The organism is Paludisphaera soli, assembly GCF_011064595.1.
Classification (GTDB): domain Bacteria; phylum Planctomycetota; class Planctomycetia; order Isosphaerales; family Isosphaeraceae; genus Paludisphaera; species Paludisphaera soli.
In genome coordinates, this window is the sequence record NZ_JAALJI010000021.1 from 75704 (window position 1) to 99457 (window position 23754).

The 23754-nt window shown below is 71.1% G+C and carries 20 protein-coding genes; 9 read left to right on the top strand and 11 right to left on the bottom strand.

What is annotated here, in order from left to right:
• The first annotated feature begins 127 nt into the window (after positions 1-127).
• Positions 128-1138, top strand: coding sequence for a hypothetical protein (locus tag G6O68_RS22590; protein WP_165250916.1), 1011 nt, complete (start codon positions 128-130; stop codon positions 1136-1138).
• Positions 1139-1168: 30 nt separating this feature from the next.
• On the opposite strand, the gene G6O68_RS22595 is transcribed toward G6O68_RS22590, so the two are convergent.
• The 5 genes from G6O68_RS22595 to G6O68_RS22615 all read right to left on the bottom strand — a co-directional run bounded on the left by G6O68_RS22595 (position 1169) and on the right by G6O68_RS22615 (position 6342).
• Positions 1169-2767, bottom strand: coding sequence for a LolA family protein (locus G6O68_RS22595; RefSeq protein ID WP_165250917.1), 1599 nt, complete (start codon positions 2765-2767; stop codon positions 1169-1171).
• Positions 2764-3297 (bottom strand): RNA polymerase sigma factor, encoded by a 534-nt coding sequence (locus G6O68_RS22600; protein WP_165250918.1) that lies wholly within the window; start codon positions 3295-3297, stop codon positions 2764-2766. The genes G6O68_RS22595 and G6O68_RS22600 overlap by 4 nt, the downstream gene beginning before the upstream one ends.
• 106 nt (positions 3298-3403) lie before the next feature.
• Positions 3404-4741 carry an SCP2 sterol-binding domain-containing protein gene (locus G6O68_RS22605; protein WP_165250919.1) on the bottom strand — a complete coding sequence of 446 codons (1338 nt, stop codon included), beginning with the start codon at positions 4739-4741 and terminating at the stop codon, positions 3404-3406.
• Between the two features lie 71 nt (positions 4742-4812).
• On the bottom strand, positions 4813-5268 hold the full coding sequence (locus G6O68_RS22610; protein ID WP_165250920.1) for a MarR family winged helix-turn-helix transcriptional regulator: 456 nt from the start codon (positions 5266-5268) through the stop codon (positions 4813-4815).
• A 60-nt stretch (positions 5269-5328) separates the two neighbouring features.
• Complete coding sequence (locus tag G6O68_RS22615; protein WP_165250921.1) at positions 5329-6342, bottom strand: Ldh family oxidoreductase; 1014 nt, start codon at positions 6340-6342, stop codon at positions 5329-5331.
• 106 nt (positions 6343-6448) lie between these two features.
• Between G6O68_RS22615 and G6O68_RS22620 the strand changes: the two genes are divergently transcribed.
• A complete protein-coding gene (locus tag G6O68_RS22620) occupies positions 6449-7300 on the top strand; it encodes a methyltransferase domain-containing protein (RefSeq protein ID WP_165250922.1) in 852 nt (283 codons plus the stop codon).
• On the top strand, positions 7297-7914 hold the full coding sequence (locus tag G6O68_RS22625; RefSeq protein WP_165250923.1) for a hypothetical protein: 618 nt from the start codon (positions 7297-7299) through the stop codon (positions 7912-7914). Before G6O68_RS22620 ends, G6O68_RS22625 begins: the two co-directional genes overlap by 4 nt.
• A 22-nt stretch (positions 7915-7936) precedes the next feature.
• Here the strand turns inward: G6O68_RS22625 and G6O68_RS22630 are convergent, their stop codons facing one another.
• Positions 7937-9193 carry a hypothetical protein gene (locus G6O68_RS22630; protein ID WP_165250924.1) on the bottom strand — a complete coding sequence of 419 codons (1257 nt, stop codon included), beginning with the start codon at positions 9191-9193 and terminating at the stop codon, positions 7937-7939.
• 112 nt (positions 9194-9305) lie between these two features.
• Positions 9306-10211: a manganese catalase family protein gene (locus G6O68_RS22635; RefSeq protein WP_165250925.1), complete on the bottom strand. Its 906-nt coding sequence runs from the start codon at positions 10209-10211 to the stop codon at positions 9306-9308.
• Between the two features lie 263 nt (positions 10212-10474).
• Between G6O68_RS22635 and ribB the strand changes: the two genes are divergently transcribed.
• Positions 10475-11764 carry a 3,4-dihydroxy-2-butanone-4-phosphate synthase gene (gene ribB, locus G6O68_RS22640; protein ID WP_165250926.1) on the top strand — a complete coding sequence of 430 codons (1290 nt, stop codon included), beginning with the start codon at positions 10475-10477 and terminating at the stop codon, positions 11762-11764.
• A 198-nt stretch (positions 11765-11962) separates the two neighbouring features.
• Here the strand turns inward: ribB and G6O68_RS22645 are convergent, their stop codons facing one another.
• Positions 11963-12103 carry a hypothetical protein gene (locus G6O68_RS22645; RefSeq protein ID WP_165250927.1) on the bottom strand — a complete coding sequence of 47 codons (141 nt, stop codon included), beginning with the start codon at positions 12101-12103 and terminating at the stop codon, positions 11963-11965.
• A 468-nt stretch (positions 12104-12571) separates the two neighbouring features.
• Here G6O68_RS22645 and G6O68_RS22650 point away from each other — a divergent pair, with 468 nt between their 5' ends.
• The 3 genes from G6O68_RS22650 to G6O68_RS22660 all read left to right on the top strand — a co-directional run bounded on the left by G6O68_RS22650 (position 12572) and on the right by G6O68_RS22660 (position 16359).
• On the top strand, positions 12572-13996 hold the full coding sequence (locus G6O68_RS22650; protein WP_165250928.1) for a redoxin family protein: 1425 nt from the start codon (positions 12572-12574) through the stop codon (positions 13994-13996).
• Positions 13997-14317: 321 nt separating this feature from the next.
• The gene (locus G6O68_RS22655; RefSeq protein WP_165250929.1) at positions 14318-15241 is read left to right on the top strand and encodes a lactate/malate family dehydrogenase; all 924 of its coding nucleotides are present in this window, start codon (positions 14318-14320) and stop codon (positions 15239-15241) included.
• 53 nt (positions 15242-15294) lie between these two features.
• Positions 15295-16359 (top strand): PDDEXK nuclease domain-containing protein, encoded by a 1065-nt coding sequence (locus tag G6O68_RS22660; RefSeq protein ID WP_165250930.1) that lies wholly within the window; start codon positions 15295-15297, stop codon positions 16357-16359.
• 17 nt (positions 16360-16376) lie between these two features.
• Here the strand turns inward: G6O68_RS22660 and G6O68_RS22665 are convergent, their stop codons facing one another.
• The 3 genes from G6O68_RS22665 to G6O68_RS22675 all read right to left on the bottom strand — a co-directional run bounded on the left by G6O68_RS22665 (position 16377) and on the right by G6O68_RS22675 (position 21788).
• Positions 16377-17462, bottom strand: coding sequence for a hypothetical protein (locus G6O68_RS22665; protein ID WP_165250931.1), 1086 nt, complete (start codon positions 17460-17462; stop codon positions 16377-16379).
• Between the two features lie 837 nt (positions 17463-18299).
• Complete coding sequence (locus G6O68_RS22670) at positions 18300-19985, bottom strand: RNA polymerase sigma factor (protein ID WP_165250932.1); 1686 nt, start codon at positions 19983-19985, stop codon at positions 18300-18302.
• A gap of 138 nt (positions 19986-20123) precedes the next feature.
• On the bottom strand, positions 20124-21788 hold the full coding sequence (locus G6O68_RS22675) for an RNA polymerase sigma factor (protein WP_165250933.1): 1665 nt from the start codon (positions 21786-21788) through the stop codon (positions 20124-20126).
• 597 nt (positions 21789-22385) lie between these two features.
• Here G6O68_RS22675 and G6O68_RS22680 point away from each other — a divergent pair.
• Both G6O68_RS22680 and rplU read left to right on the top strand, forming a co-directional pair.
• The gene (locus G6O68_RS22680; protein ID WP_165250934.1) at positions 22386-22952 is read left to right on the top strand and encodes a dihydrofolate reductase family protein; all 567 of its coding nucleotides are present in this window, start codon (positions 22386-22388) and stop codon (positions 22950-22952) included.
• Positions 22953-23186: 234 nt separating this feature from the next.
• Positions 23187-23501, top strand: coding sequence for a 50S ribosomal protein L21 (gene rplU / locus G6O68_RS22685; protein WP_165250935.1), 315 nt, complete (start codon positions 23187-23189; stop codon positions 23499-23501).
• Positions 23502-23754: the final 253 nt, after the last annotated feature.

Below are 23754 nucleotides of genomic sequence, written 5' to 3' on the forward strand. Positions count from 1 at the left end.
ATCGGCCGACGAAAGACGGGCCGCCGGCCTCGCGAGCGATCGCGACGTGACGGCCCGCCTCGCGGATGTTACATTCCGGGCGTGCCGGGCGGCGGCGCCCCCCTCGTCTCGATCCGGGAGGTCTCGCGTGGCGTCGTCCGAATCCCTGGAACGCTTCCAACGGAGGCTCGCCGCGTCGGGCGTCCCGCTGGCCGAACTGACGCCGGAGGTGGGGCTCGGCCTGCTGGTCCGACAGTTCCTGGACGAGCCGGACGGGAAGCTGATGGGCGGCCGTTTCGGGGACGTGAGCTGCTATGAAGAGGAGGAGACGCTGGGCTTCCGTTTCTCCTTCCGCGACTACCGCGAGGATTTCGACCCCGGCTTCGATCTGATGTTCCGGTATGGATCGCCGGCCGAGTTCGGGCCCTTGTGCGACAACTGGGGAGAGTTCTGGCAGCTCGGAGCGGACGATGTCGACCGCTTCCGCGCGGCCGTCGAGGGTTCGGCGGCCTTTCGGGCGCTGGGTCGCTCGCCCGCGGCCGGCGTCGCGATCCAGGACTCCGACGAGGCGGCCTTCGCCTTGTTCGACTGCTGGGGCGTCCGCGATCCCTCGCGACCCGTCGTCCACATGACGGAGGAGGAATGGCTGCGATCCGACGACGTCGGCCTGATGTTGCGCTGGTTCCGGCAGGAATGGCGAGGGGATGAGGCCGAGCTGGATCGGCTCGTGCAACGCTACCTGCTGGCCTGCTGCCGACGGATCTGGCCGCTGCTCCCTCACGAGGGCAGTCGTCAGGGAGTCGAGGCCCTGGACAGGTTCGTCCAGGGCCGGGCGACCGATAGGGACTACTCGGCGAGCTATTTCGCCGAGGGGGCCGCGTTTTACTTCGAATACAATCCCGGTTCCGAGAAGGTCGTCGGCTGGTGCGACCGCGTGACGCGCCTCTCTCCCCGCGAACTGGACGCGATGATCCAGTCCCCTCGCCCCGGCGACGACCTCTCTCCCCGCGGCCTGATGATGCACGCGGCGTACCTGGTGGATTCCGCCCTCTGCTACCCCGGGCTCCGGCCGAAGGAGTCCATCGAGCGATACCGGATCTTCCTCCCGGCCCCGCTCTTGCGGGCGACCCTCGGCAATCCCTTTCGCGTCGAGGGCTGAAGTGAAGCCGGTGAGATCGAGGGCCCCGGCTCACTCCTTCGGCTTCGCCTGGCCGAGGGGCGGCAGCATCTCCTCGGGCCGGATGGGGCGGACCTCGTCGAACTTGCGGAGGTCGTCGAGACCGCGGCGGGCGGCGGCGGCGAAGTCGGCGTCGGAGACGGACTCGGGCAGGAAATGGGACATGGGGCGGAGGCCGGATCCGTCGTCCTTCGCGTCGGCGGCGATCCCGAGCAGGGTGTAGCCTGCGTCGCCTCCCCCCATCCGCATCAGGTCGCGCCGGGCCCGGGCGGCGACGGCCTCGATCGTGGTCGGCGGATTGTCGGCGGGGATGGGGACCTCGGCCCAGGTGGAGACCTCGCGGGGATGACCCTTCGGGTCGCGGAGGGCGGGGTCGCGGAAGGTCGCCTTCAGCGGGACGCGGGCCTTGCCGGGCACGGCGTCCAGCCGGCCGGGCTCGTCGCCGATCACCTGGTCGGTCTCCGGCAAGTACTCGCGCCGGCCGTCCTTGACCATGTACAGCCGCCGGGGGACGACCAGCCACCAGCCGTACTCGACGCCGTCGCGCTCGGCCGTCGCCAGGCCGATCAGGTCGTAGCGGCCGCCGTACATCCGGTTGCCCACGTTCTGCGTGGCCACCTCGACGATCACCGTCTCCGGGTTGAGGGGCCGTCGCCGGGGGGGATGCTTCGCGAGGAAATCGGGGGTCCCGCGCACCGAGGAGACGACGGAGAACCCCTCGCGATCCTCCAGCGGCCGGACGTCGTGGACGGCCAGGATCAGCCCCCCCAGCTCGACGCGGTGCAGCGCCCGGTCGAGCGGGTGGAGGCCGTGGAAGGCCTCGTCGAGATCGACGACCTTCGCCCCTTCGGGGGGCTGGAACGCCAGTTTCTCCGGCGGGATCGGCGCGTCGTACTCGATGCGAACCTCGCGGGCTCGACGCCAGGTCCCGTCGGCCTGGCGCTCCTCGAAGGCGATCTCGCGGATGCGCTCCTCGGCGTCGGCCAGCACCAGGGTTCGTGGCGCGGGGCGGCCCGGGGTCTGCTCCGGCGGGGCGGAGAAGGTGAAGCCCAGGGCGGGACGGCCGTCGACCTCCCGGTCCAGCTCGGGCGACCGCTCGCGACGCCAGCCGTCGGGGCTCTCCTGGAGGGCGAGCATTTGCGGGAGCTGGATCGCGAAGAAGCCGGGGCCGCGGCGGCGGGTCGCCACCGGCTCGGCCGCGACGGTCGGCCAGGACCACTGGGAAGCGCCGTTCTCCACGATCGTCCGGTCGGGCGTCTCCATGCGGACCCCGACGCCCTTGACGTACCAGGCGTCGGCCCGATGCTCGCGCCCTTGCTCGTCGCGAGCGGTCATGACCAGATGGGCCGAGCCCGCCCGCTCCAGACCCTTCTGGACGGCGGCCAAAAGCGTCGTCGGCCGGGCGGCGAGGAACAGCCAGGCGAGCGCGAAGGCCCCCGCCAGCCCCAGGCCCGAGGCCGCGAGGCCGGCGAGCCTCCGGCCTCGTCGCCGGGCGCGTCGAGGCTCGTCCGCGGCGATCCGGGCCATCACGTCGTCCACCATCGAGCCGGTCGGCCAGGCCTCGCGCAGCCGGGCCAGCCGGTCTTCCACGTCGCGTCCGTCGTTCGTCATCCGAGCACCCCCCTGGTCTTGAGCCTCAGCCGTTCGATCGCGCGGGAAAGCTGCTTGGTGACCGTGCCGACGGGGCGGCCGAGCACGCGGGCCACGTCGGCCACGGGGAGGCCGTCGAGGTAGTGCATCGCGACGACGACCCGCTCGTGCTCCGGCAGCCGGGCGACCGCCGCCAGCAGGGCCTCGGCGTCGGCCGGTAGCCGCGCCCCCGACTGGGCCGCGAGGTCGGCCGCGCCGGGCTCGTCGAGCGAGCGGGCCGGCTCGCGCGCCCGGCCCCGCGCCGTGCGGACCGCCTCGCGGCGGGCGATGCGCAGGAGCCAGGCGCCGAACCGCTCGGGCCGCCGCAGGTCGGCGAGCCGGTGGTAGGCCGTCAGGAACGCCTCCTGCGCCGCGTCGGCCGCCGCGTGGTCGTCCCGCAGGACGCGCCAGGCCGTGGCCCACGCCGCCCGTTCGTGCCGGGCCACGAGAGTCGCGAACGCACCCCGGTCCCCTCGAAGCACCTCGCGCACGATCGCGTCGTCCGGCGGCATGGGCGTCCTCCCCTCGACCTGGTCACCACCAGATAGAGGCGAACGGCCGCCGGGATGCGACCGAAATGTGGGAATCCCCGCGGCGCCGCCGGCCCGGGAGGCCGCGTCAGGACGGGAAGCAGCGGCCGAAGGCGAGGAGCAGGCGGGGGTCGCCTTTCAGGCGGATCTTCCGGCGGAGCAGGGCCCAAAACAAGCTTCGCTCCTTGCGGACGAAGCCCACCCAGGTGGGCGCATCGCCCGAGACGACGAGGTCGGGCTCGCCGACCAGGCCGGCCTCGACGCGGATCGTCCGGTCGCGGATGACGACGGTCGCTTCCGTCGCCCCTTCCCCCGCGAGGGCGAAGTGGTAGGTCGCGTCCAGCCCCTCGGACCGGCCGCGCTGGAAGGCGACCGGGAGGACCCGGAAGAGCTGGGCGGCCGACCGGGCGCGGGCCCCGTTGTGGACCCGCCGCCTCGGCTTGTGCGGGAACCGCCTCGCCGCGTACGCCTCGGCGTCCGAGCCGGGGACGACGTAGAGGGTCTCGGCCTTGTCTCGCAAGGGGTCGACGACGGTGTTCAGGAACCCCTTGCGGTCGTCCAGGAACGGCCCGATGACGTCCTCGCCGGCGGGGCAGACGGCCATGCAATACGCGGCCTTGTAGTTGGCGCCGAAGCTGAGGCTCTGCCACATCGAGACCGTCTCGACCTCCCCCACGCGGCGGCGGTAGTCGGCCGCGTCCTTGCTCTCGACGACCTGCTCCACCCAGTCGGTGAAGCCGCCGTTGAACTCCCGGTAGTTGTGGTTGTGGCAGGCCGAGAAGTCGAACGCCCCGTCCGCGGCGATCGCGCCGACGGGGCAGGCCGCCACGCAGAGCTTGCAACCCAGGCAGGGATTGTAGTCGATCGGCCGCGTCTGCGACCCCTCGGCGATCTCGGCGTCGATCAGGACCGTCGCCAGGAGGATGAAGTTGCCGAACTTCGGGTGGATGACGTTGCGGTGGATCCCCATCCGCCCCATCCCCGCCGCCTCGGCGACCGGCTTGTGCGAGACCAGCCAGATCTTGCCGGGATACCCGTCCATCTCCATCGGGAACCCGACCGACGGGTTGACCGCGCGGACGCCTCGGGCCTCCAGCGCCGCGACCACGCGACGGGCGACCGCGTCGGTCTCCTCGTTGGTCCGGTGGAACTCCAGGTTGGCGGTCGACCGTGCGGCGCTGCGGATCGGCTCGCGGTTCATCCGGCAGACGAGGCTGACCAGGGTCCTCGTCCACGGATAGGCCCGCAGCACGTCGTCGCGCTGCGGGTCCAGCTCGGGCCTGCCGATCGCCACCGCCCCCGCGTCGTCGGCCCCGGCTTCGAGGCAGATCCGACGCAGCTCCCCCGCGTCGAGCGCGAGCGTGGGGGCCGCCGCCGCCCGCTCGCGATGGCGGATCACCGTCGGGTGCTCGTCCAGTCCGGACATCGTCGGCCTCTTTCTTGTATCTACAACTTGGCGTCCGCGAATTCGGGCCGGGACGCCCCGGCCCGCGTCGGTCAATCGGGGCCGCCCAGGCGGAGCCGGTCGGCGATGCGCCGGAGGGCGTCGACGTCGGCCTCGCCGACAAGGCGGCGGGCCTCGGCCTGGACCTCGTGCCAGGCGGGCTCCATCTGGTCGAGCAGTTCCAGGCCCCGGGGGGTGATCCTCAGCACCTGGTTCCGGCCCCCGGCCGGCGGGTCGGATTCCAGCCAGCCTCGGCCTTTCATCAGCTCCACGTCGCGGCTGAGCGTGGACTTCTCCAGCCGGAGGGCCCGGCAGACGTCGGCCGGGCGGGCCGACCCGCCGTGCGCCACCGCCACCAGGATGTTCACCTGGCTCACCCGCATCCCGAACGGCCGAAGCGCCCGGTCGTACAGGCCCGTCACCACCCGATTGATCAGCCGCACACGGACCGAGAGGCACTCGCGCGCCATCCGCTCGACCATCGGAGTTCTGGAAAGGGGTTTCGACATGATTAAGTTGTATATGCGACATATGGCCGGGTCAAGTCCGTCCCGGGGTGCCGGGCCCGGTCAGGCCAGCAGCGCCCTCACCTCCTCGACGAGCTTGCGGGGGATGAGGACCCCTTCGGCCAGGCTGCGTTTCCGGGCCTCGTAGCGGCGGAGGGAGGGGAGGCGGGCGCCCTGGGAGACGACCCCTTCGAAGATCGCCTCGGCGCGAGCGAGGTGGGCGGGGGCGGCCTCGCCGAGCATCCGCGACGGGTCGATCGCCAGCAGCAGCTCGCCGCCGCGCGGGGCGCCCTTGGCGCCGGCGTCGAGGGCGATCGAGTCGACGCTGGTCAGGTCGCCGACGAGCGGCCCGGCGATCAGCTCGACCATCAGGGACAGCGCCGAGCCCTTGTGGCCGCCGAAGGGGAGCATCGCGCCGGCCATGATGGCGTCGGCGTCGGTCGTGGGGTTCCCCGAGGGGTCGACGCCCCATCCCGGCGGCGTGGGCTTCCCCTCGCGGCGGTGCAGCTCGATCTCGCCCCGGGCCGAGGCGCTCGTGGCGAAGTCGAAGACGAACGGGTCGCCCCCCGGCCGGGGCCAGCCGAAGGCGATCGGGTTCGTCCCCAGCAACGGCCGCGAGCCCCCCGCCGGCGCGACCCAGGCGTGGCTGGGCGTGAACGCGAAGCCGACCAGGCCCGCCCGCGCGATCGCCTCGACCTCCGGGAAGAGCGCCGCGAAGTGCCCGCAGTCGTTCACCGCCATCGCCGCCAGGCCGACCGCCCTCGCCTTCTCCACCAGCACCGGCAGCCCCCGCCGGAACGCGAGCGGCGCGAAGGCCCCCCCCGCGTCGACCCGCACGATCCCCGGCGCGACGTCGCGCACCACGGGCTCGGCGTCCAACGAGACCTTCCCCGCCCGGATCGAGTTCAGGCACATCAGCAGCCGGAAGATCCCGTGCGACCCGCCGCCGTCCCGCTCGCCGGCGACCATCACGTCCGCGCAGGCCGCGACGTGCGGCTCCGACAGGCCGTGCCGCCGGAGCACCGCTTCCACCAGCCCTCGGACCTCGTCCAGCGAGAGCCTGACTCGATCGTCCATCGCATCCCCTTCGCCCGTCGGCCCGCCTGCTGCTAGAATCGAACGCCCCATGATACCGACGCCGACCGTCGGGGGGAGGGCTTCACGAAGGGGAGGGGACCGACCGATGGGCGATGACCTGGCCTCCGGCTTCCGGGACGTGGACCGGGCGGCCGACTTCGCGACCTTCGCGGACTGCCTGACCCTGGTCGATTCGATCCCCTTCTTCGCCGCGTGCAAGCGAGACAGCTACGGCCTGCTCGGAGCGGGGCCGGGGCGTCGGATCCTCGACGTCGGCTGCGGTCTGGGCGACGACGCCTCGGCGTTGGCGAGGCTCGCCGCCCCGGGCGGGTCGGCCGTCGGGGTCGACTCCAGCCGGGCGATGATCGAGGCGGCTCGGGCGCGGCATGGCGAGGTCGAGGGCCTGACGTTCGAGGTCGCCGACGCCGCCGCGCTGCCGTTCGACGACGCGAGCTTCGACGCCTGCCGGATCGACCGCGTGCTGCAGCACGTCGCCGATCCCGGCCCGGTCGTCCGCGAGATGGCCCGCGTCCTGCGCCCCGGCGGCGTGTTGGTCGCCTACGACAACGACTGGGAGACCCTGACGGTCGACGCGCCAGATCGCGCGACGACGCGGACCGTGCTGAACGCCTGGTGCGACCGCTTCCCCTCGGGCTGGATCGGCCGGCGGATGGTCCCGCTGTTCCTGGACGCCGGGCTGGCCGACGTGGAAGCCGAGCCGAGGACGCTCGTGCTCCGCGACCTGGAGCCGGCCGACCGGCTCTACCGCTTTTTCGCGACCGTGGACATGCTGGTGGAGTCCGGCACCCTCGGCCGCGAGGACGCGGAGCGCTGGTCCGAGAGCCTGCGCGCCGCCGACCGCGCGGGCCGCTTCTTCTGCTCCTACACCGGGTTCCTTGTCCGAGGGACGCGGCCTGGAGAAGCCCCGGCCGGTGCGGCTGGGGAGGTCGCGCGATGAGGCTGGCCGTCGGGCCGCCGACGGAGTTCTTCGCCCTGACCTGGATCTATCGGGCCTCGGCGATCGTGACCGGGGGCCTCGCGGCCTTCGCGGCGACCCTGGGCCCGCTCTTCCTCCTCGGGCTGATGAAGAACGCCCGGGACGAGCCGGCGTCGGGGGCTGGGGTGGCGCTCTCGATCATGGCCGTGCCGCTCGCCCTGGCCTTCGCGCTGGCGACGGCCAACCTCCGGGCCAGGCGGAAGCCGCTCCTGACGATCCGTCGCGAGGGGGTCGAGGTGGTCCGCATCGGCGAGACCGCGCTGGACCGCGTGCCGTTCGTCCCCGGCCTGGTGCGGCTTACCTGGCTGATCGTCACGGGGCAGGGGTTCCGCCGCCGCGTGGTCCGCATCGCCTGGCGGGATCTCCGCAAGGTCTTCGTCTCCGGCCCGCCGATGGCCCGCGTGCTGAACCTCGGGGTCCGATGGGGGTCGGAACACGAGCCCGGGTTCGCCATCCAGCAGGTCGAGCTGAGGCGTCCGCTCGACGAGGTCGCCGACGCGATCCGGTCGTACTCGGGCGACGCCGAGGCCCGCGCCCGCTTGAAGGGCTGGGGGGAGGACGGGCTGTTCCTGTAATGTGGAAGCTCCCCCTGCGTCCTCACCAGAACTTCCACCAGGGCTTCCCGGCCTCTCGGCCGCGGTCGATCCACTCCTGCAGGACCTTGTGCGCGGCGGCGACGGTCTCGTCGCTCGCGCCGCGGTCGGGGACGATGCACGGGCAGAACTTCAGCCGGGCGAGGTTCAGCTTGGCGCCGGCGGCCTCGATGGCCTTCACGATCCCGTTCGACTCGGCGTGGTAGAGGCAGAGCGAGCGGAACTCCTCGTCCGGCATCGTCTCGCGAAGTTCGGCGGCGAGGGCCCGGGCGCGGGAGTAGGCGGGGATCGACATCAGGGGGACGTCGGCCTCGACCCGGCCGTCGCGACGCGCGCGGATGACCGTGGAGGAGTACCGAATCCCGGCCGGTTCGAAGAAGAGGCGGCCGAAGGCCATGGTGGCGATCGACTCGCACTCGTGGACGAGGTCGGGGTCGAATCCTCGTGCGATCATATCTTCCATCAGGGAGTCGGCGGTCTCGTGCTTCGCGAAGTCCTCGGCGAACCGGCGGATGGTCCGCTCCAGCTCGGCCCGGCGGGCGATCTCGGGCGAATCGGGCGGGAACTCGAAGACCGCGAACCGCGTCGCGTATCCGAACTCCGGGGCGCCCCCTCCGGCCGGCCAGTCGGGGTCCTTGTGGGAGACGTCGTGGCCGTCGATCTCCAACACGCGGAGCCAGCCCTCCTTCCCCCGGGCGATGACCGAAGCCTTCGCCAGGTGGACCCGACGCGGGGCGGCGGACTCGGCGGCGAAGCGGAACCAGGGCCTGGTCTCGTCGAGTTCCGCCCGGAAAGGCTCGTCGTCGAACGCCCGCGAGATCATCGGCCCGACGAACGCCCGCAGGCCGGGCAGGCCGTAGTCCCCCTCGACCTCGCCCGCCGAGGGGTCGCCGCCGGGGACGCCGGCCCGACAGGTCATGCAGATGGGCCGGTCGTCGAGGAACGACCGGATCGGCCCGGCGACGGCCGTCATCCAGATCGCGGCGGCCTGCTTCAAGGCTCCTTCGCGGTCGTCGCCCATCCCGAACAGGCAGGCGTCAAGGACCTCGTCGTCGTATTCGTGCAAGGTCGCGAAGACGTGGGCGTGGACCATCCCCTCGCGCGCCGCGGGGCTCGCGTCCCTCAGCTCGGCGCGGAGGGTGGCGCGGCCGTCGAAGACCTGGAGCGCGTCGTCCTCCAGGAGCGTCCAGCCGCCGAGGTCGCCGCCGTGCTCGACGAGGCAGGTCTCGATCAGTTCCAGCAGCCGCGCGGCGTCGGACATCGGATTCGGCCCGGGGGGCGAACGAAGGGGCGTCGGCCCGCCCCCGACGGCGGGGCCGCGTCGCGGCCCATCGTACCACGAATCGACCCGGCGCGGCCCGGCGAGGGGGCGATCAGAGGCCCTTGCCGAAGATCCGCTTGGCGGCGTCCTTCACCTCCTCGGGGTCGAGGGCCGAGGGGGCGGCGAGCTGGGGCTCGGCGGGGAAGACGGGGATGTCGGCGATGGTCGGGATCGGGTCGTTGGTGACCACCAGGTCGGGGGCCTTGTCCGGGTGGGCGCCCTTCCAGATCTCGCCGACCTGGGAGATGTCCTCCTTGCTGAAGCTGTACATCGTGTTGTAGAGGCCCTGCTCGACGTACTTGCGGGCCTCGGGGAACTTGTCGGTGCTCAGCTCGGGGATCGGGAAGAGCTTGGAGACCTCGACGCCGCCGGAGAGGGTCTCCAGGGCCTTGGCGTAGGCGATGACGTGGGTGCTGCCGCGCACCAGGAGGAACGCGGTCAGCTCGCGGACGGTCGGGTCGCTGGTCGTCTCGTAGACCTTGAGCTTGGTCGCCCGGGCGTTCAGCTCCAGGAAGAAGTTGTGCACCAGGTCCAGCTTCAGGCTGCCGCTGGAGTGGACGTAGCTGCCGTTCCAGTAGTTGCCCATCGAGTCGATCGGCAGGGCGGTCTGGCCGGCGTTGAAGAAGTTGTACATGTTGTGGAACTTGGGGACGTCCGCCAGCGGCGCGGCGGCGGGGTCGTGGCCCCGCGTGGTGGTCCCGCTGAGCAGCATGTTGATGGCGCTGGCGACCAGCTCGACGTGGCCCCACTCCTCGGCGGCGATGTTGCCGATGAGCTTGTAGTAGGGGTTGTAGTTCTCGCGGTCGCGGAAGTTGATGGTCTGGAAGAAGTAATTCATGAGGGTGGACATCTCGCCCGCCTTGCCCCCCATCAGCTCCTGGACGGCCGCCGCGGCCTCGGCGGAGGGGTGCCTGGGGACGGGGAGCGCGGTCAGCAGCTTGTCGACTCGGAAGATCATGGTGCGTCTCCTGGAGAGGTCGAGATGGTCGAGTCGCCGCTTCCTCGATGGGGATGCGACGGCGGGGAGTGGGCTTCTGATCCGAGGCAACATCCATTCCGCCGCGTCGCGATTCTCGGCCCTTCAAGGGTCTCATCCTCGCGGCCCATCCTGTTCATCGGGCCCCTCCCGCGTAGAATGGAGCGAGGCGCGGGGCGGTCGGGGGTTTTCCCCGACGACGATCGGGCCGGCGCGGCAGGGGGCCGAAAAGGATGGATGGGTCGATGGGGCACGAGTATTCGAAGATCGAGGATGCGATCCAGGCGCTCCAGGACGGGCGGGTGATCGTGGTGGTGGACGACGAGGACCGGGAGGACGAGGGGGACTTCGTCGTCGCGGCCGAGAAGGCCACGCCCGAGGTGATCGAGTTCATGATCACCCACGGCCGGGGCCTGGTCTGCATGCCGATCCTCCCCGAGGCGGCCGACCGCCTGCGGCTCTTCCCGATGGTCGACCACAACACCTCGGCCCACGAGACCCCCTACACCGTCCCCGTCGACCACGTCTCGTGCCGAACCGGCATCAGCGCGGCCGAGCGGGCGCGCACGGTCGCCGCGCTCCTGGACCCCGCCACCAAGCCCGGCGACCTCCTGCGCCCCGGCCACCTGTTTCCCCTGGTCGCCAAGGAGGGGGGCGTGCTCCGCCGGGCGGGCCACACCGAGGCGGCCGTCGACCTGATGAAGCTCGCGGGCCTGGCCCCGGCCGGCGTCATCTGCGAGATCACCGACGGCGTGGGCATGGCCCGGGGCGAGCGGCTCCAGGCCGTGGCCCGCGAGCACGGCCTGCCGATCATCTCGATCGAGGCCCTGATCCGCTACCGCCGGATGCGCGAGAAGCTGGTCAACCGCGTGGCCGAGTGCGACCTCCCCTCGCGCTACGGCAACGGCCGGATCCTGGGCTACCGCGTGCAGCACGAGCCCGGCAACGAGCCGGTCGCGTTCGTCATGGGCGACCTCCAGTCGGTCGAGGCCCCGCTCGTCCGGCTGCACTCGTCCTGCTTCACCGGCGACCTGCTGGACTCGCTCCGCTGCGACTGCGGCGACCAGCTCCACATGGCGCTGGAGATGATCGGCGACGAGGGGGTCGGCGCCTTGATCTACCTGCCGCAGGAAGGGCGGGGCATCGGCCTGATCGAGAAGATCCGGGCCTACAACCTCCAGGACGAGGGGATGGACACCGTCCAGGCGAACCTCGCCCTGGGCCACCGGGCCGACATGCGCGACTACGGGATCGGCCTGCAGATCCTCAAGGACCTGGGCCTGACCAAGATCCGCCTGCTGACGAACAACCCCAAGAAGACGAATGCGTTCGTCTACTACGGCTACGACCTGAAGGTCGTCGGCCAGGTGCCGATCATCGCCCCCCACGCCGTCGAGCGCGAGCGCTACCTCGACGCCAAGCGCGACAAGATGGGCCACATCCTCCCCCCTCGCCCCTGCTGCTCCAGCAAGGCCGACGAAGCCTGCCTCGAAGCCCCCGCCGCCGAGACCAGCAACGGCGTCGTCGGCGCCTGAGCGGCGACGACTGTCCTCTCCTTCCCCCCTGGTGGGGGAAGGACCGCGAAGCGGTCGATGAGGGGGACCATCAAAGCGGACGTAGCAACAAGCCACGGCTTTTCGAGGCCCCCCTCATCCGGCCTCCGGCCACCTTCTCCCACGAGGGGAGAAGGACGATTCGCGAAGGGCCCGGCTGAGGGCGTCGCAGGCCGGGCTTCACCGCCGAAGCTTGAGCACCAGTCCCGTGACCAGCAGCAACGCCCCCAGGCCCAGCGAGGCGTTCACGGCCAGCGGAGACCAGCCGACGGGCCGCTCGGCGACACCGACCGACTCCGCGACGACGGGGCCCTTGGGCACCTCGTCGGCCGCCTTGCCAGGGGGGGCACCTTGCCGGTGATCGTATGATTGACCACGACGTCCGGCGAAATCTCGGTTTGGAAGGTCTCCATGCCGATCTTCGCGTTGAAGGTCAGACGTTTGACTTCCGAATGCCGAGTGATCCTGGGGGCGCCGTCGCAACTTAAACTGGCCGACTTCCACTTCACGACGAATGGGTGCCCCTGCACCACGTCCACCTGCTGGGCCTCCCAAGTCCACAACTTGTGAGCGGTAGCCGGATCGGGCCCGTCGTCCGTCCCGCTCACGACGCCCCCGCGCCGCCTTCCCCCGCCGGCGGAAGGACTTGGGAGAGATCGGCCCGTCTCGACGCGACGCTCGGCGGGCGGCTACGATGGGGGGGCGACGTCTGGATCGGGAGTGTGGGCGGGCCCTTCGGCGGGCGCGGCCGTCGATCCGGGCATTCTCGGCACTTGTGAAGGACGGCTCATGCGTTTTTCGATCCCCTCCCGCCCGGCGTCCTTCCGGTTCGCCGGGGCGTTGGGGCTGCTGCTGGCCTCGGGCCCGACCGCGGCGATCGCCCAGGATCCCAAGCCGCCGGCGACCCGGCCCGACGACAAGCCCGACGACCCGAAGGCGGTCGCGCTCCTGGGCGAGGTCGCCAAGGCGTACCAGGCCCTCGCGTCGTACAGCGACCAGGGCGAGTTCGTGGTGGCGATGAGCGTGGGGGGCAAGGTCCAGAAGCAGAACACGCCGGTCAAGCTGGCGTTCGCCCGGCCCAACAAGCTGAACCTGCAGGCCGGGCCCGTCCGCGTCGTCAGCGACGGCGAGACGATGACCACGGTGGTCGAGCCGCTCAAGAAATACATCGCGGCCCCCGCCCCCAAGGAACTCTCGATCGACGCCTTCCGCGAGGGCCCGATCGGCGCGGCCTTGTTCGGCGGGCCGTCGGGCGTGCCCATGTACATCCTCGTGAACATGCTCACGGCTCCCGATCCGGCGAAGGCCGTCGAGCAGCTCGGCGGCTCGCTCCAGCTGGTCGAGGGCGACGGCGGCGTGCAGGCCATCCTGATCGACCAGCAGCAGGGCCCGGACCTGAAGATGACGGTCGACCCCAAGACCAAGCTGCTGTCGGGCGTGGACCTGGTGATCGACCCCAAGGTCCTGGAGCAGAGCGCGCAGCAGGGGAACCCGGTGAAGGTCGAGAAGCTCGGCTGGACCGCCGGCGCGGTGGCGACCGAGGCCGCCGCCGACGCCTTCGCCTTCAAGGCCCCCGAGGGCTTCTCCAAGGTCGAGTCGTTCCAGGAGCCGGGCGGCGGTGAGGGCGAGCGCCCCAAGTTCGCCGTCGACGACAAGGTCGGCCAGCCGGCTCCCGATTTCGCCCTGACGCTGCTCGACGGGCCCGACAAGACGAAGACGGTCACCAAGGCCGACCTCGCCGGCAAGGTCGTCGTCATCGACTTCTGGGCCACCTGGTGCGGCCCCTGCCTGGCCGAGCTGCCCGAGATCCAGAAGCTGGTCGACGAGCTGGGCAAGGACAAGAAGGACGTGCTCGTCGTGGCCCTGAGCCAGGACAAGGAGCCGACCGAGCTGGCCGAGGTCCGCAAGCTCGTCGAGAAGACCCTGGCCGAGAAGAAGATCGACATCCTCGGCAAGCCCGCCGCCGCCGTGGGCCTGGACCCCAGCGGCTCGATCGGCGAGCTGTTCGCCGTCGAGGGCCTGCCGACCCTCGTCGTCCTCGACGCCAAGGGGGTCGTCCAGTCCGCCCACGTCGGCTTCAGCCCCGACATCCGCGAGACCCTCGCGGCCGAGATCGACGCCCTCCTCGCCGGCAAGCCCCTGCCCAAGAAGGAGAAGGACGAGGCCGAGAAGAAGGAAGCCGCCGAGAAGGCCGAGCCTTCGAAGAAGGACTGACCTCCGCTCTGCGGTCGATGAGGGGATCATCGAGGCGGATTACACGAAGGATCGTCGGTCGGCAACGGTCTTCCCCCCTGGCGGGGGAAGACAGACCGCGACGCGGTCAGATGAGGGGGGGACGCTCGCGGGGAGCGTGGCATTTCGCAACCCCGCCCGCATGGCCGACGGCCTCGGAAGACCTTGCTGGACCTCCGCACGGCTTTCGTGCTCGTCTTCCCCCTCATCCGGCCCTGCGGGCCACCTTCCCCCGCTAGGGGGGAAGGATTTGGAGAGCACCCCCATCCCGCCCGCGGCCTCGACGCATCAGGTGGTTCTCGCATGAAGATCAGCGTCGTCGGCATGGGTCGCGTGGGCGGGGCGACGGCGTTCGCGCTGGTGGCCCGGGGGATCCCGCACGAGCTGGTGCTGGTGGGGCGGACGAAGGAGCGCGCGGTCGGCGACGCGTTCGACCTGCTGCACGCCTCGGCCCTGGTGCGGCCGATGCGGGTCTGGTCCGGCGACGCGGCCGACACGGCGGGGAGCGACCTGGTGATCCTGACCGCGAGCGCGGCGGCCGACGACCCGGCGAAGGGCCGGGGCGCCAACGCGCAGGCGAACGCCCGGATGCTCCGCGAGATCGTTCCGCCGCTGGCCGAGGCCTCGCCGTCGGCCGTCTTCGTCGTCGTGACCAATCCGGTCGACGTATGCACTTATGTGGCTTTGAAGGCCTCGGGCCTGCCGCCGGGCCGGGTGATCGGCACGGGGACCCTGATCGACACGATGCGGTTCCGCGCCTTGCTCAGCCGCGAGACGGGCATCAGCCCGCAGGACGTCCGGGCGTACGTCCTGGGCGAGCACGGCGAGACCCAGTTCCCCGCCCTCTCCGTCGCCAGCGCCGGGGGCGTGCGGTTCGAGCCCCGGGATTCGACCGTCCGGGCCTTCGCCGAGGAGGCCCGCCGGGGGGGCCACGAGGTCGCCCGCTCCAAGGGCTTCACCAACTTCGCCGTCGCCCTGGCCGCCGCCTCCATCTGCGAGGCCGTCGCCGACGACGCCCGCACCGTCCTCCCCGTCAGCACGCTCGTCGACGGGTATAAAGGGGTCGCCGACGTCTGCCTCAGCCTCCCCTGCGTGATCGGCCGCCGCGGCGTCGAACGCGTGCTGGCCATCGACCTCGACGACGACGAGACCGCCCTCTTGCACCAGAGCGCCGCCGCCATCCGCGGGATGATCGACCGCGTTGCATCCGATCGACATGCCCCCTGAAGGCCTTGCGCCCGGGCCCGCCGTCCGGTAGCCTCTCCCCCGGAGGTCTCCGCATGGCACGCAAGCGAGCGATCGAGTCCGACGCATCCCAGGAGCCCAAGCCCGACGGCCCGCCCGAGGGCTACGAGGCGTTCCTGGTCGACCTGAAGGGGCTCATCAAGACGGCCCAGCTCCGGGCCGCGCTGGCGGTGAACCGCGAGCTGGTGCTGCTCTACTGGCGGATCGGCCGCGAGGTGCTGGCCCGCCAGCGCGACCAGGGCTGGGGGGCGAAGGTCGTCGACCGCCTCGCCGCCGACCTGCACCACGCCTTCCCCGAGATGTCGGGCCTCTCCCCGCGCAACCTCAAGTACATGCGGGCCTTCGCCGCCGCTTGGCCTGACGAGCCAATTGTGCAGCAGCTTGCTGCACAAATTCCCTGGTTCCACAACTGCGTCCTGATGGACAAGGTCAAGGACCCCGAGGAACGCGTCTGGTACGTCGGGAAGACGCTGGAGCACGGCTGGAGTCGGAGCATCCTGGTCCTCCAGGTGGAGAGCGGGCTGTACCGGCGGCAAGGTAAGGCCGTGACGAACTTCCAGGCCACGCTCCCCCCCGCGCAGTCCGACCTGGCCCAGCAGATCTTGAAGGACCCGTATAACTTCGACTTCCTGACCCTCGGCGACGACGCCCGGGAGCGCGAGATCGAGCGCGGGCTGCTGGAGCACATCCGGGCGTTCCTGCTGGAGCTGGGCGTCGGGTTCGCGTTCGTGGGGAGCCAGTACCGGCTGGAGGTCGGCGGCGAGGACTTCCACCTGGACCTGCTCTTCTACCACCTGAAACTCCGGGCGTACGTCGTCGTCGAGCTGAAGACGACCGAGTTCCGCCCGGAGTACGCCGGGAAGATGAACTTCTACCTGTCGGTCGTGGACGACCTGCTCCGGCACCCCCAGGACGAGCCGAGCATCGGCCTGATCCTGTGCAAGGACAAGACCACCAACACGGTCATGGCCGAGTACGCCCTCCGCGACGTGGGCAAGCCCATCGGCGTCAGCGGCTTCCGCATCGCCGAGTCCTTGCCGGAATCGTTCCAGGGGACGCTGCCGACCATCGCCGACCTTGAGGCCGAGTTGGGCGATTGAAGCTCCGGCCGACCCCCTCATCGCTTCGGCTCCAGGTTCGTCAGGTCGCGGACCTGGATGAGGCGGGCCTTCAGGTCGGGGTTGTAGCGGGACTGGCCGCGGATGCCGACGCGGCGGGCGGTGAGGGGGGCGGGATCGACGCCGACGGGGACGTCGAGGTAGGCGACGACGGTCCCCTCGCGGCCGATCAGGGCGAACAGCTTGCGGCCGTCGAGCATCCGCGACGAGGGCTGGATGAAGCCCACCGCGTCGTACGCCCGGCTCCGCTCGCGCTCGACGTCGGCCAGCCGGCGTTCGAGCCGGGCGAAGTCCTCGTCCAGGTCGCGGGATCGCGAGGCCGCCTCGACGAAGCTCCGCGCGGCCTTCGCGGCCTTCTCGTACTGGGCCACCTGGGCCAGCCGGGCCTCGACCGCTCGCCGCCTCTCCGGGTCGCCGGCCTGATCGGCGAGGGACTGGTACGCCTCGCGGATCGCGTCCAGCCGCCACTTCTCGACGGGCTGGCCGGTCGTCTCCGCCAGCAGCATGCCGTCGACCCGACGCAGCTCGGCGTCGTCGCCGGGGGCGAGCGCGACCCGCTGGACCTCGGGCGTCGTCGGGGAAGGGGGGGGGGCCGCGTCCCAGGCGACCCCGTCGGCCGCGACGAAGAACGCCAGCTCCGACGGCGGCGCGATCGCCCGCCAGCGTCGGGGGGAACGGCTGCCGACCTCGGCCGCCGGCCGGTCCACCAGCCGCACCCGATCGCCCGGCTCCAGCTTCCCGCAAGGCGGACCCGGCAGCTTCGCCCGCGCATTGCCCGAGCGGACCACGGTCGACGCCCGGACCTTCGCGGCGAGAGGCGCGCCGTCCTCGGCCTCGTCCAGCTCGAGGGCCGACTCCTCGACCCAGCAGAAGGCCGAGGCCGGCGGATCGATCGCCAGCCAGCCCGGCTTCGGGGCCCCCGCCGGCCGGACCCGCACCGAGTCGCCCCGCTCCACGGTCGCCACGACGTACCCCGAATCCCGGGCCGCGTCCAGGACCTCCAGCCGATCCGTCACCCGTCCCTCGACCGTCCCCGCCTGGGCCGAAACCCCCGCCGCCAGGACCAGGAGATGCACGAGAATCATCGGAATCACCTCCCAGCCATGTCTTTCCTTCCCCCCTGAGGGAAGGTGGCCCGAAGGGCCGGATGAGGGGGAAGACCAGCACGGAAGCCGTCGGAGATCGGCTTCGACGAATTGGCTTCGTTCGCCCAGGCCGGAAACGAAGCCATTCGGCGCAACCTGTTGTTCGATTGTTTGTTAAGAGAGGTTTTCGGCTCGCGGAATTGGCTTCGTTCGACGCCGAATCGTCACCTTTTTTGCGTCCCCATCCCCCAGGCCCTTCGTCGTCCGCGTCGGCCGGGAGGCATCCGTCGCGTTGGCCCTGGATCAATCGAGCCGACTCCCCCTCCTCCTCATCGCCCCACCGCCTCGTCCTGTTCGCCGGCCGTCCCCACCCTCGGCGATTGGCTTCGTTCGCGCCGGCCGGGAAACGAAGCCATCGGCCATAACGCTCCTGGGCGTATTGGCTTAAGTGTGGGAATCGGCCCCGCGGATTGGCTTCGTTCGTCCACTTTCTTCGACACTCCTCACTCGGCACCAATGGCACGCGATCTTTGAGAGGGCCGAACTCGTGGCACCCAGGTCCGAACCTGCCGACGGCCCCGAGCCGTTGGCGTTGAGTGGGGAGTCTCCGGAAATTGGCTTCGTTCGTTCCCTTTCTTCGATCTTCGGCAAGGCCGTCACTGCGATCCGGGGCGGCCGTCGGCGTCCCGCGGGCGGGAGCCATCAAGAAACAATGCACGCGGGTGGGCGGATAGAAGTGCGAAATCGCGGAGAAATGCCGAAAGGCTCGCCCGGACGCCCTGAGTCGCGATGCGATGCGCTCCAACCTCGGCTTCGTATCCCAGGCGGGCGAAACGGTCAACGCGGATCTTCGATCTTTCGGGGGTGCAGGGCGACGTCGGGGATGGTCAGGGATTCGAAGGGTACTTCCTGAAGCCGGAACTCTCGGACCCGATCGGGAACGACGGCGAATTCCGCCGTCGTCAGCTCGGCGTTCAGATTGTGCACGACCCGGGGGGCGTCGTCGGTATGCTCGCGGCCGTCGCGGTCGACGGCGATGATCCGGAAGGGGCGGCCGTCGTCGAGATAGAACCCGCGAACCACCGAGAGGGACGTGCCCCGGCTCGTCGCGACGGCGCCGCCGGAGAGGGTCTCGACGACGGAACTGTTCCAGGTCCGGCACTGGAAGGAGCCGGCCCCCATCCCCAGGGTGTGGAAGGTCTGCCAGGGGAGCGAGGCCGCCTCGATCTGGAGGCTGGTCGTGGCGAGGCTTTTGGGGAACTGCCAGAAGCCGCTCCGCAGGGCGGGGGCCGGTTCGCCTTCTCGCGTGGCCGCGTCGATCGTCGAGAAGCCGGCGGACGGGGCGAAATCGGTCTTGAGAAGGCGGTTCCCCGGCCTGGAGGTGATTCGCATGACGACCTGACGCGCGGTGAACTGGCCGCCGGGGTTCATGAGCGGATCCTGGGCGTCGAGCCGCGTGATGGCGTCGCACGGGGCCGGCTTCAGGGGCGAACCATCGGGCCGCCACCAGGAGGTCGGCGAAGCCGGGTAGGTGGAGAGGCCGAGAATCTCGACCACCGTGCCGTCCGCGAGCCGCCGGGACCATCGTGGGTCGGGCTCGGCGCCGGCCCGCGCGGCCTCCGGAGCCTGGGCTCGCGAGACGGCCGGCGGATCGTCCGACGGGGCCCGCGTCCGGAACGGGGCACCCAGCGTCGCCGCGCCGAAAACTCCCAGGAGCACGAGAGCGAAAGGCTTGAGCTTGTTCCACAACATCGCTGTCATCGCTCCTTCGGCGAGGCGGGCGACGGCCGCCGGGACCAATCCCGAAGCGGCCGTCGCGACGCGGGAAGTGGAGGAGAGCACGGCCTGCGAGACGCCGGCGCGGCACTCGCGGGACAGCTCGGCCATGACGATCCCCGCCAAAGGCGCGAGCCCCCGGCGGGCGAGCCGGCCCTTGAGGCGTTGGCGGCCTCGGGCGAGTCGGCTCTTGAGGGTCGCGGTCGGCCAGCCCAGCGAATGCGCCGCCTGTTCGTAGGTCAGGCCCTCGTAATCGCACAGCTCGATGGGGCGTCGGTACTTCGCGGGGAGGCGGTCCAGCTCGGCCGACACGGCGGCGCACGCCTCGCGACGTTCGGCGGCGATCGCGGGATCGTCGGCATCGCTCGGCTCGCCGATCGGGGGCGGGAGGTTCCGGGCCTGCCGCCGGATTCGGGCCGCCACCCGGCGGGCGACGCCGTAGAGCCAAGGCCCGAGCGAGCCGCGGGCGTCCGCCCGGACCGACGCGGCCTTGCGGACGAGCACGAGGAACGTCGCCTGGAATGCGTCCTCGGCGTCGGCCCGATCCGGCAGGCCGCGACGGCAGACGCCCCACACCAGCGCCGCGTGCCGGTCCACCAGCGCCGCGAAGGCCGCCTCGGCGCCCGCGTCGGACGGCCCTTCGGCCGACCGGAAGCGTTCCAGCAACTGGTGGTCGGTCGCCCCCGTGGCGGTCCCGTGGGCCAGAAGGCTTCGCAACTCCGCCGAGGGTGTTTTCGCTCGCGTCATGGATCCGTCCGTCGTGGCCCCAGTCGAATCGCCTTCCCACCCCTATCATGCCGTGATGCGCGCGATCGGCCCCGACTTTCCCGGGGATCGCCGGGAAAGTCGGGGCGCGGGGCGTGGCCGGACCGCCGGGCGGCCCGCTCAGCGGGGCGCGGGGCCGATCGGGCTGGTCGCGACGTCGGGCATCAGGATCTCGTCGCAGGGGCGCGTCTGGACGCGGAATTCGCGGATGGCCTCCGGGGGGAGGGCGAATTTGGCGATGAGTTGCTGGAAGCCGCCCGCCGAGGAGGAGCCGACGCGGCTGGGCGATTGTTCCTTGCCGCTCGCGTCGACGGCCAGGACTCGGAGCGATTCGCTGCCCCCGACGTCGTGGGCCAGGCAGAGAGTCGACCCACCCCCCCCGTCGGCGATCGCGCCGCTGGATATGAGGCTCCGCCCCTTGCCGCCGCCGGTCGAGCTGGCCTGAGTGTCCAGAGTCTTCACCGTCTCCCAGGCGTCGCACGAGACACGGAACCGGACCGTCAGGCTGGTCGTCGATCGGGGGAACGTCGCCAGGATCGCGTGCGAAGTGGTCGATGGATCCTCGTCGGAGGTCGGCAGATTCTTGTAACCGATCGTGTCCGCCCCGTCGATGAGCGCGAGGACTTGGCCCCCATCGGGCCGACCGGCGACTCGGTAGACGATCGCCAGCCGGGTCGATCGGTCGGAGACGACGGCCGACTCCGTTACCGAGGTCAGGAAGTTTGGTTGAAAATCAGGGCTCTTCATCGATCGGCCGTCGGGCCGCCACCAGGTCTTCGGACTATCGGGGATCGGCGAGACCGCCATGATTTCCAGCCGCATCCCATTCGGCAGTTGACGGGCCCAACGCGTGTCGGGTTTGTCGGCCGTCCGCTCCTGGCCAGGAGCGGAACCGGTGACGGGAGGGGGCGGCTTGTCCGCTTGGCGAGGCAAGGTCCACGCCACGGCCAGGCTCGACGTGCCGACACCGCATAGGACGAGAATGGCGAGGGGCTTGAGCTTGTTCCACATCATGGCCTGGGTCGCTCCTTCGGCGAGGCGGGCGACGGCCGCCGGGACCAGTCCCGAAGCGATCGTCGCGACGCGGGAAGTGGAGGAGAGCACGGCCTGCGAGACGCCGGCGCGGCACTCGCGGGCGAGTTCGGCGGCGACGGCTCCCGCCAAAGGCGCGAGGCCGCGGCGGGCGAGCCGGCCCTTGAGGCGTTGGCGGCCTCGGGCGAGTCGGCTCTTGATCGTCGCGGTCGGCCAGCCCAGGGAGAGCGCCGCCTGCTCGTAGGTCAGGCCCTCGTAATCGCACAACTCGATCGGGCGTCGGTACTTCGCGGGGAGGCGGTCCAGCTCGGCCGACACGGCGGCGCACGCCTCGCGACGCTGGGCGGCGATCGCGGGATCGTCGCCGGTCGCCGGCTCGACGACGACCGTGGGCCGTCGCGCGGCGGCTCGCCGCTGGCGGGCGGCGACCTTGCGGGCGACGCCGTAAAGCCAGCGGCCGATGGAGCCTCGGTCGTCGACCCGGACCGAGCTTGCCTTGCGGACGAGGACCAGGAACGTCGCCTGGAACGCGTCCTCGGCGTCGGCCCGGTCGAGGAGCCCGCGACGGCAGACCCCCCAGACCATGGCCGCGTGGCGATCCACCAGCGCGGCGAAGGCGGCCTCGGCGGCCGGGTCGCCGGCCCCGGATCGCGACCGAAACCGTTGCAGCAACTGGTCGTCGGTCGATCCCGTCGCGGTCCCGCCGGCGAACAGGGCCCGCAGGCCCCCCGGCGCGGGGGTGGATCGGATCATCGTTTCGCCCGCCTCCGCCTCGAAGTCCCGAAACCCTCGCCCCTGACATGCGGGGAGTCGCCCGATCGGCCCCATCATTTTCCGAAAAGGATCTTCGATTCGCGCCCGTCAGGTCGAAAATCCGGGGGCCGAGCCGACGTGGTTCGGGCGGGATGTCGTGGAGCGCGAGGGTGGGCCCGTCCCTCCACCCCGATGTTCGTCGAAGAGCCGGGCGTGGTGGCCAGAGCCGCGGCGAGCCGGGGACGGACCCGCATGAGAGACTCGGCCGGTGCACGGCGTTCCACGACCTGGCGCGGCCGCAGCAGGCGCCACGCCGCAGGGCTCGCCCGAGTGTTCAAGGGGGGGACGATCTGGGCAACGCCCGCGTCGGAGGGGGCGGCTTGCCGACCGTCAGGGGAGAAATGGTAGGGGGCACCCCTCCGGGCGGCTCCGTCCCCCTCTTTGCTGCGGTCCCGGACTTGGAGGAGCATCCGCATCGTCCAGCGTCAGCCGTCCTCATGATCGGCGGGCGGAGGGGGATGTCAACACCGGGCGCGAAGAGCCGGATCCGAGATCGACGGCCGATAGCCGCCTTTCACGCGAAGGGAGATGATCACGATGGGCAAGCTGATCCTGTGGAACCTGGTCACCCTCGACGGCTTCTTCGACGGGCCGAAGGCCTGGGACCTCGACTGGCACGGCGAGGTCTGGGGCGAGGAGTTGGAGCGATTCTCGGTCGAGCAGCTCCGGTCGGCCGCCGGGCTGATCTTCGGCCGGGTCACCTATGAGGGGATGGCGGCCTACTGGCGGACCGCGGAAGTGAAAGCGGGGCCGGAAGGGGAGGTGGCCGGGCTGATGAATTCTCTGCCCAAGTCCGTCGCCTCGCGGACCCTGGCGACGGTGGACTGGGCGAACGCGAGCCTCCTCCCCGGCGACGCCGCGACGGCCGTCCGCGACCTCAAGGGCCGAAGCGACGGCGACCTGTTCGTCTTCGGCAGCGCCGATCTCGCGGCGACCTTGATCCGCGAGGGGCTGTTCGACGAGTACCGGCTGCTGATCGTCCCCGTCGTCCTGGGCGAGGGGCGTCCCTTGTTCGCGGGGGGGCCGGGCCGCCGGAAGCTGCGGCTGCTCGAAACCCGGCCGATGGGGGCGGGGGGCGTGTTCGTCCGGTATGCGTCGGCCTGAGTGGTGGGGTCCTGTGGATTTTGGCGGCGGCGGGCCGCGGCCGCTCTTGATCTCGGGGCGTGCCGTAGGCTATGCTTGCGTTTTCTTCTCGCGCGGAGGGGATTCCGCGCGGTGAAGGCGAATCACCGTGAAGTGAAGAGAAGAGTGAAGACGTGACGTCGGGGGGCGGGCGATCCCGAACATCCCGCCGTGTCGAGCGCGGGCCGTCGTCCGCCCAGGAGCTTCGGAAAGACCATGTACGCTGTTTTTGAAGACGGTTCCCACCAGTATCGCGTTTCCGAAGGCGACTTCATCCAGGTCGACCGCCGTCAGGGCAAGGCCGGCGACGAGCTGATCTTCGGCAAGGTCCTCCTGATCGCGGGCGAAGGCGAGCCGACCATCGGCGCCCCCGTCATCGACGGCGCCAAGGTCACGGCCAAGATCGTCGACCAGTTCCGCGCCAAGAAGATCATCATCCAGAAGTTCCGCCGTCGCAAGAACATGCGTCGCCGTCGCGGCCACCGCCAGCCCTACACGACCGTCCAGATCCTGGCCGTCGCCGGGGCCTGAACGAGCGTCCGCCGACGCGACCTGATCGCCGACCGACCCCCGAACATCCAACGCCCGCGCCCGGCCAACCCGCCGAGCCCGGGCGTTTTTGTTGCGACGAATGGCACCCGAATCCGGCCCTCTCGAACGGCCCCGTGTCGAGTGAGGAGCGTCGACGGTTCGCTTCTCCTCAGGATGGCGGCTTCTCCCGACAAGAAGTCGACCTGCGCCGGGCCTCGCGGCGGAGGGGGCCTGACCGCCAGCCGCTGCGGCC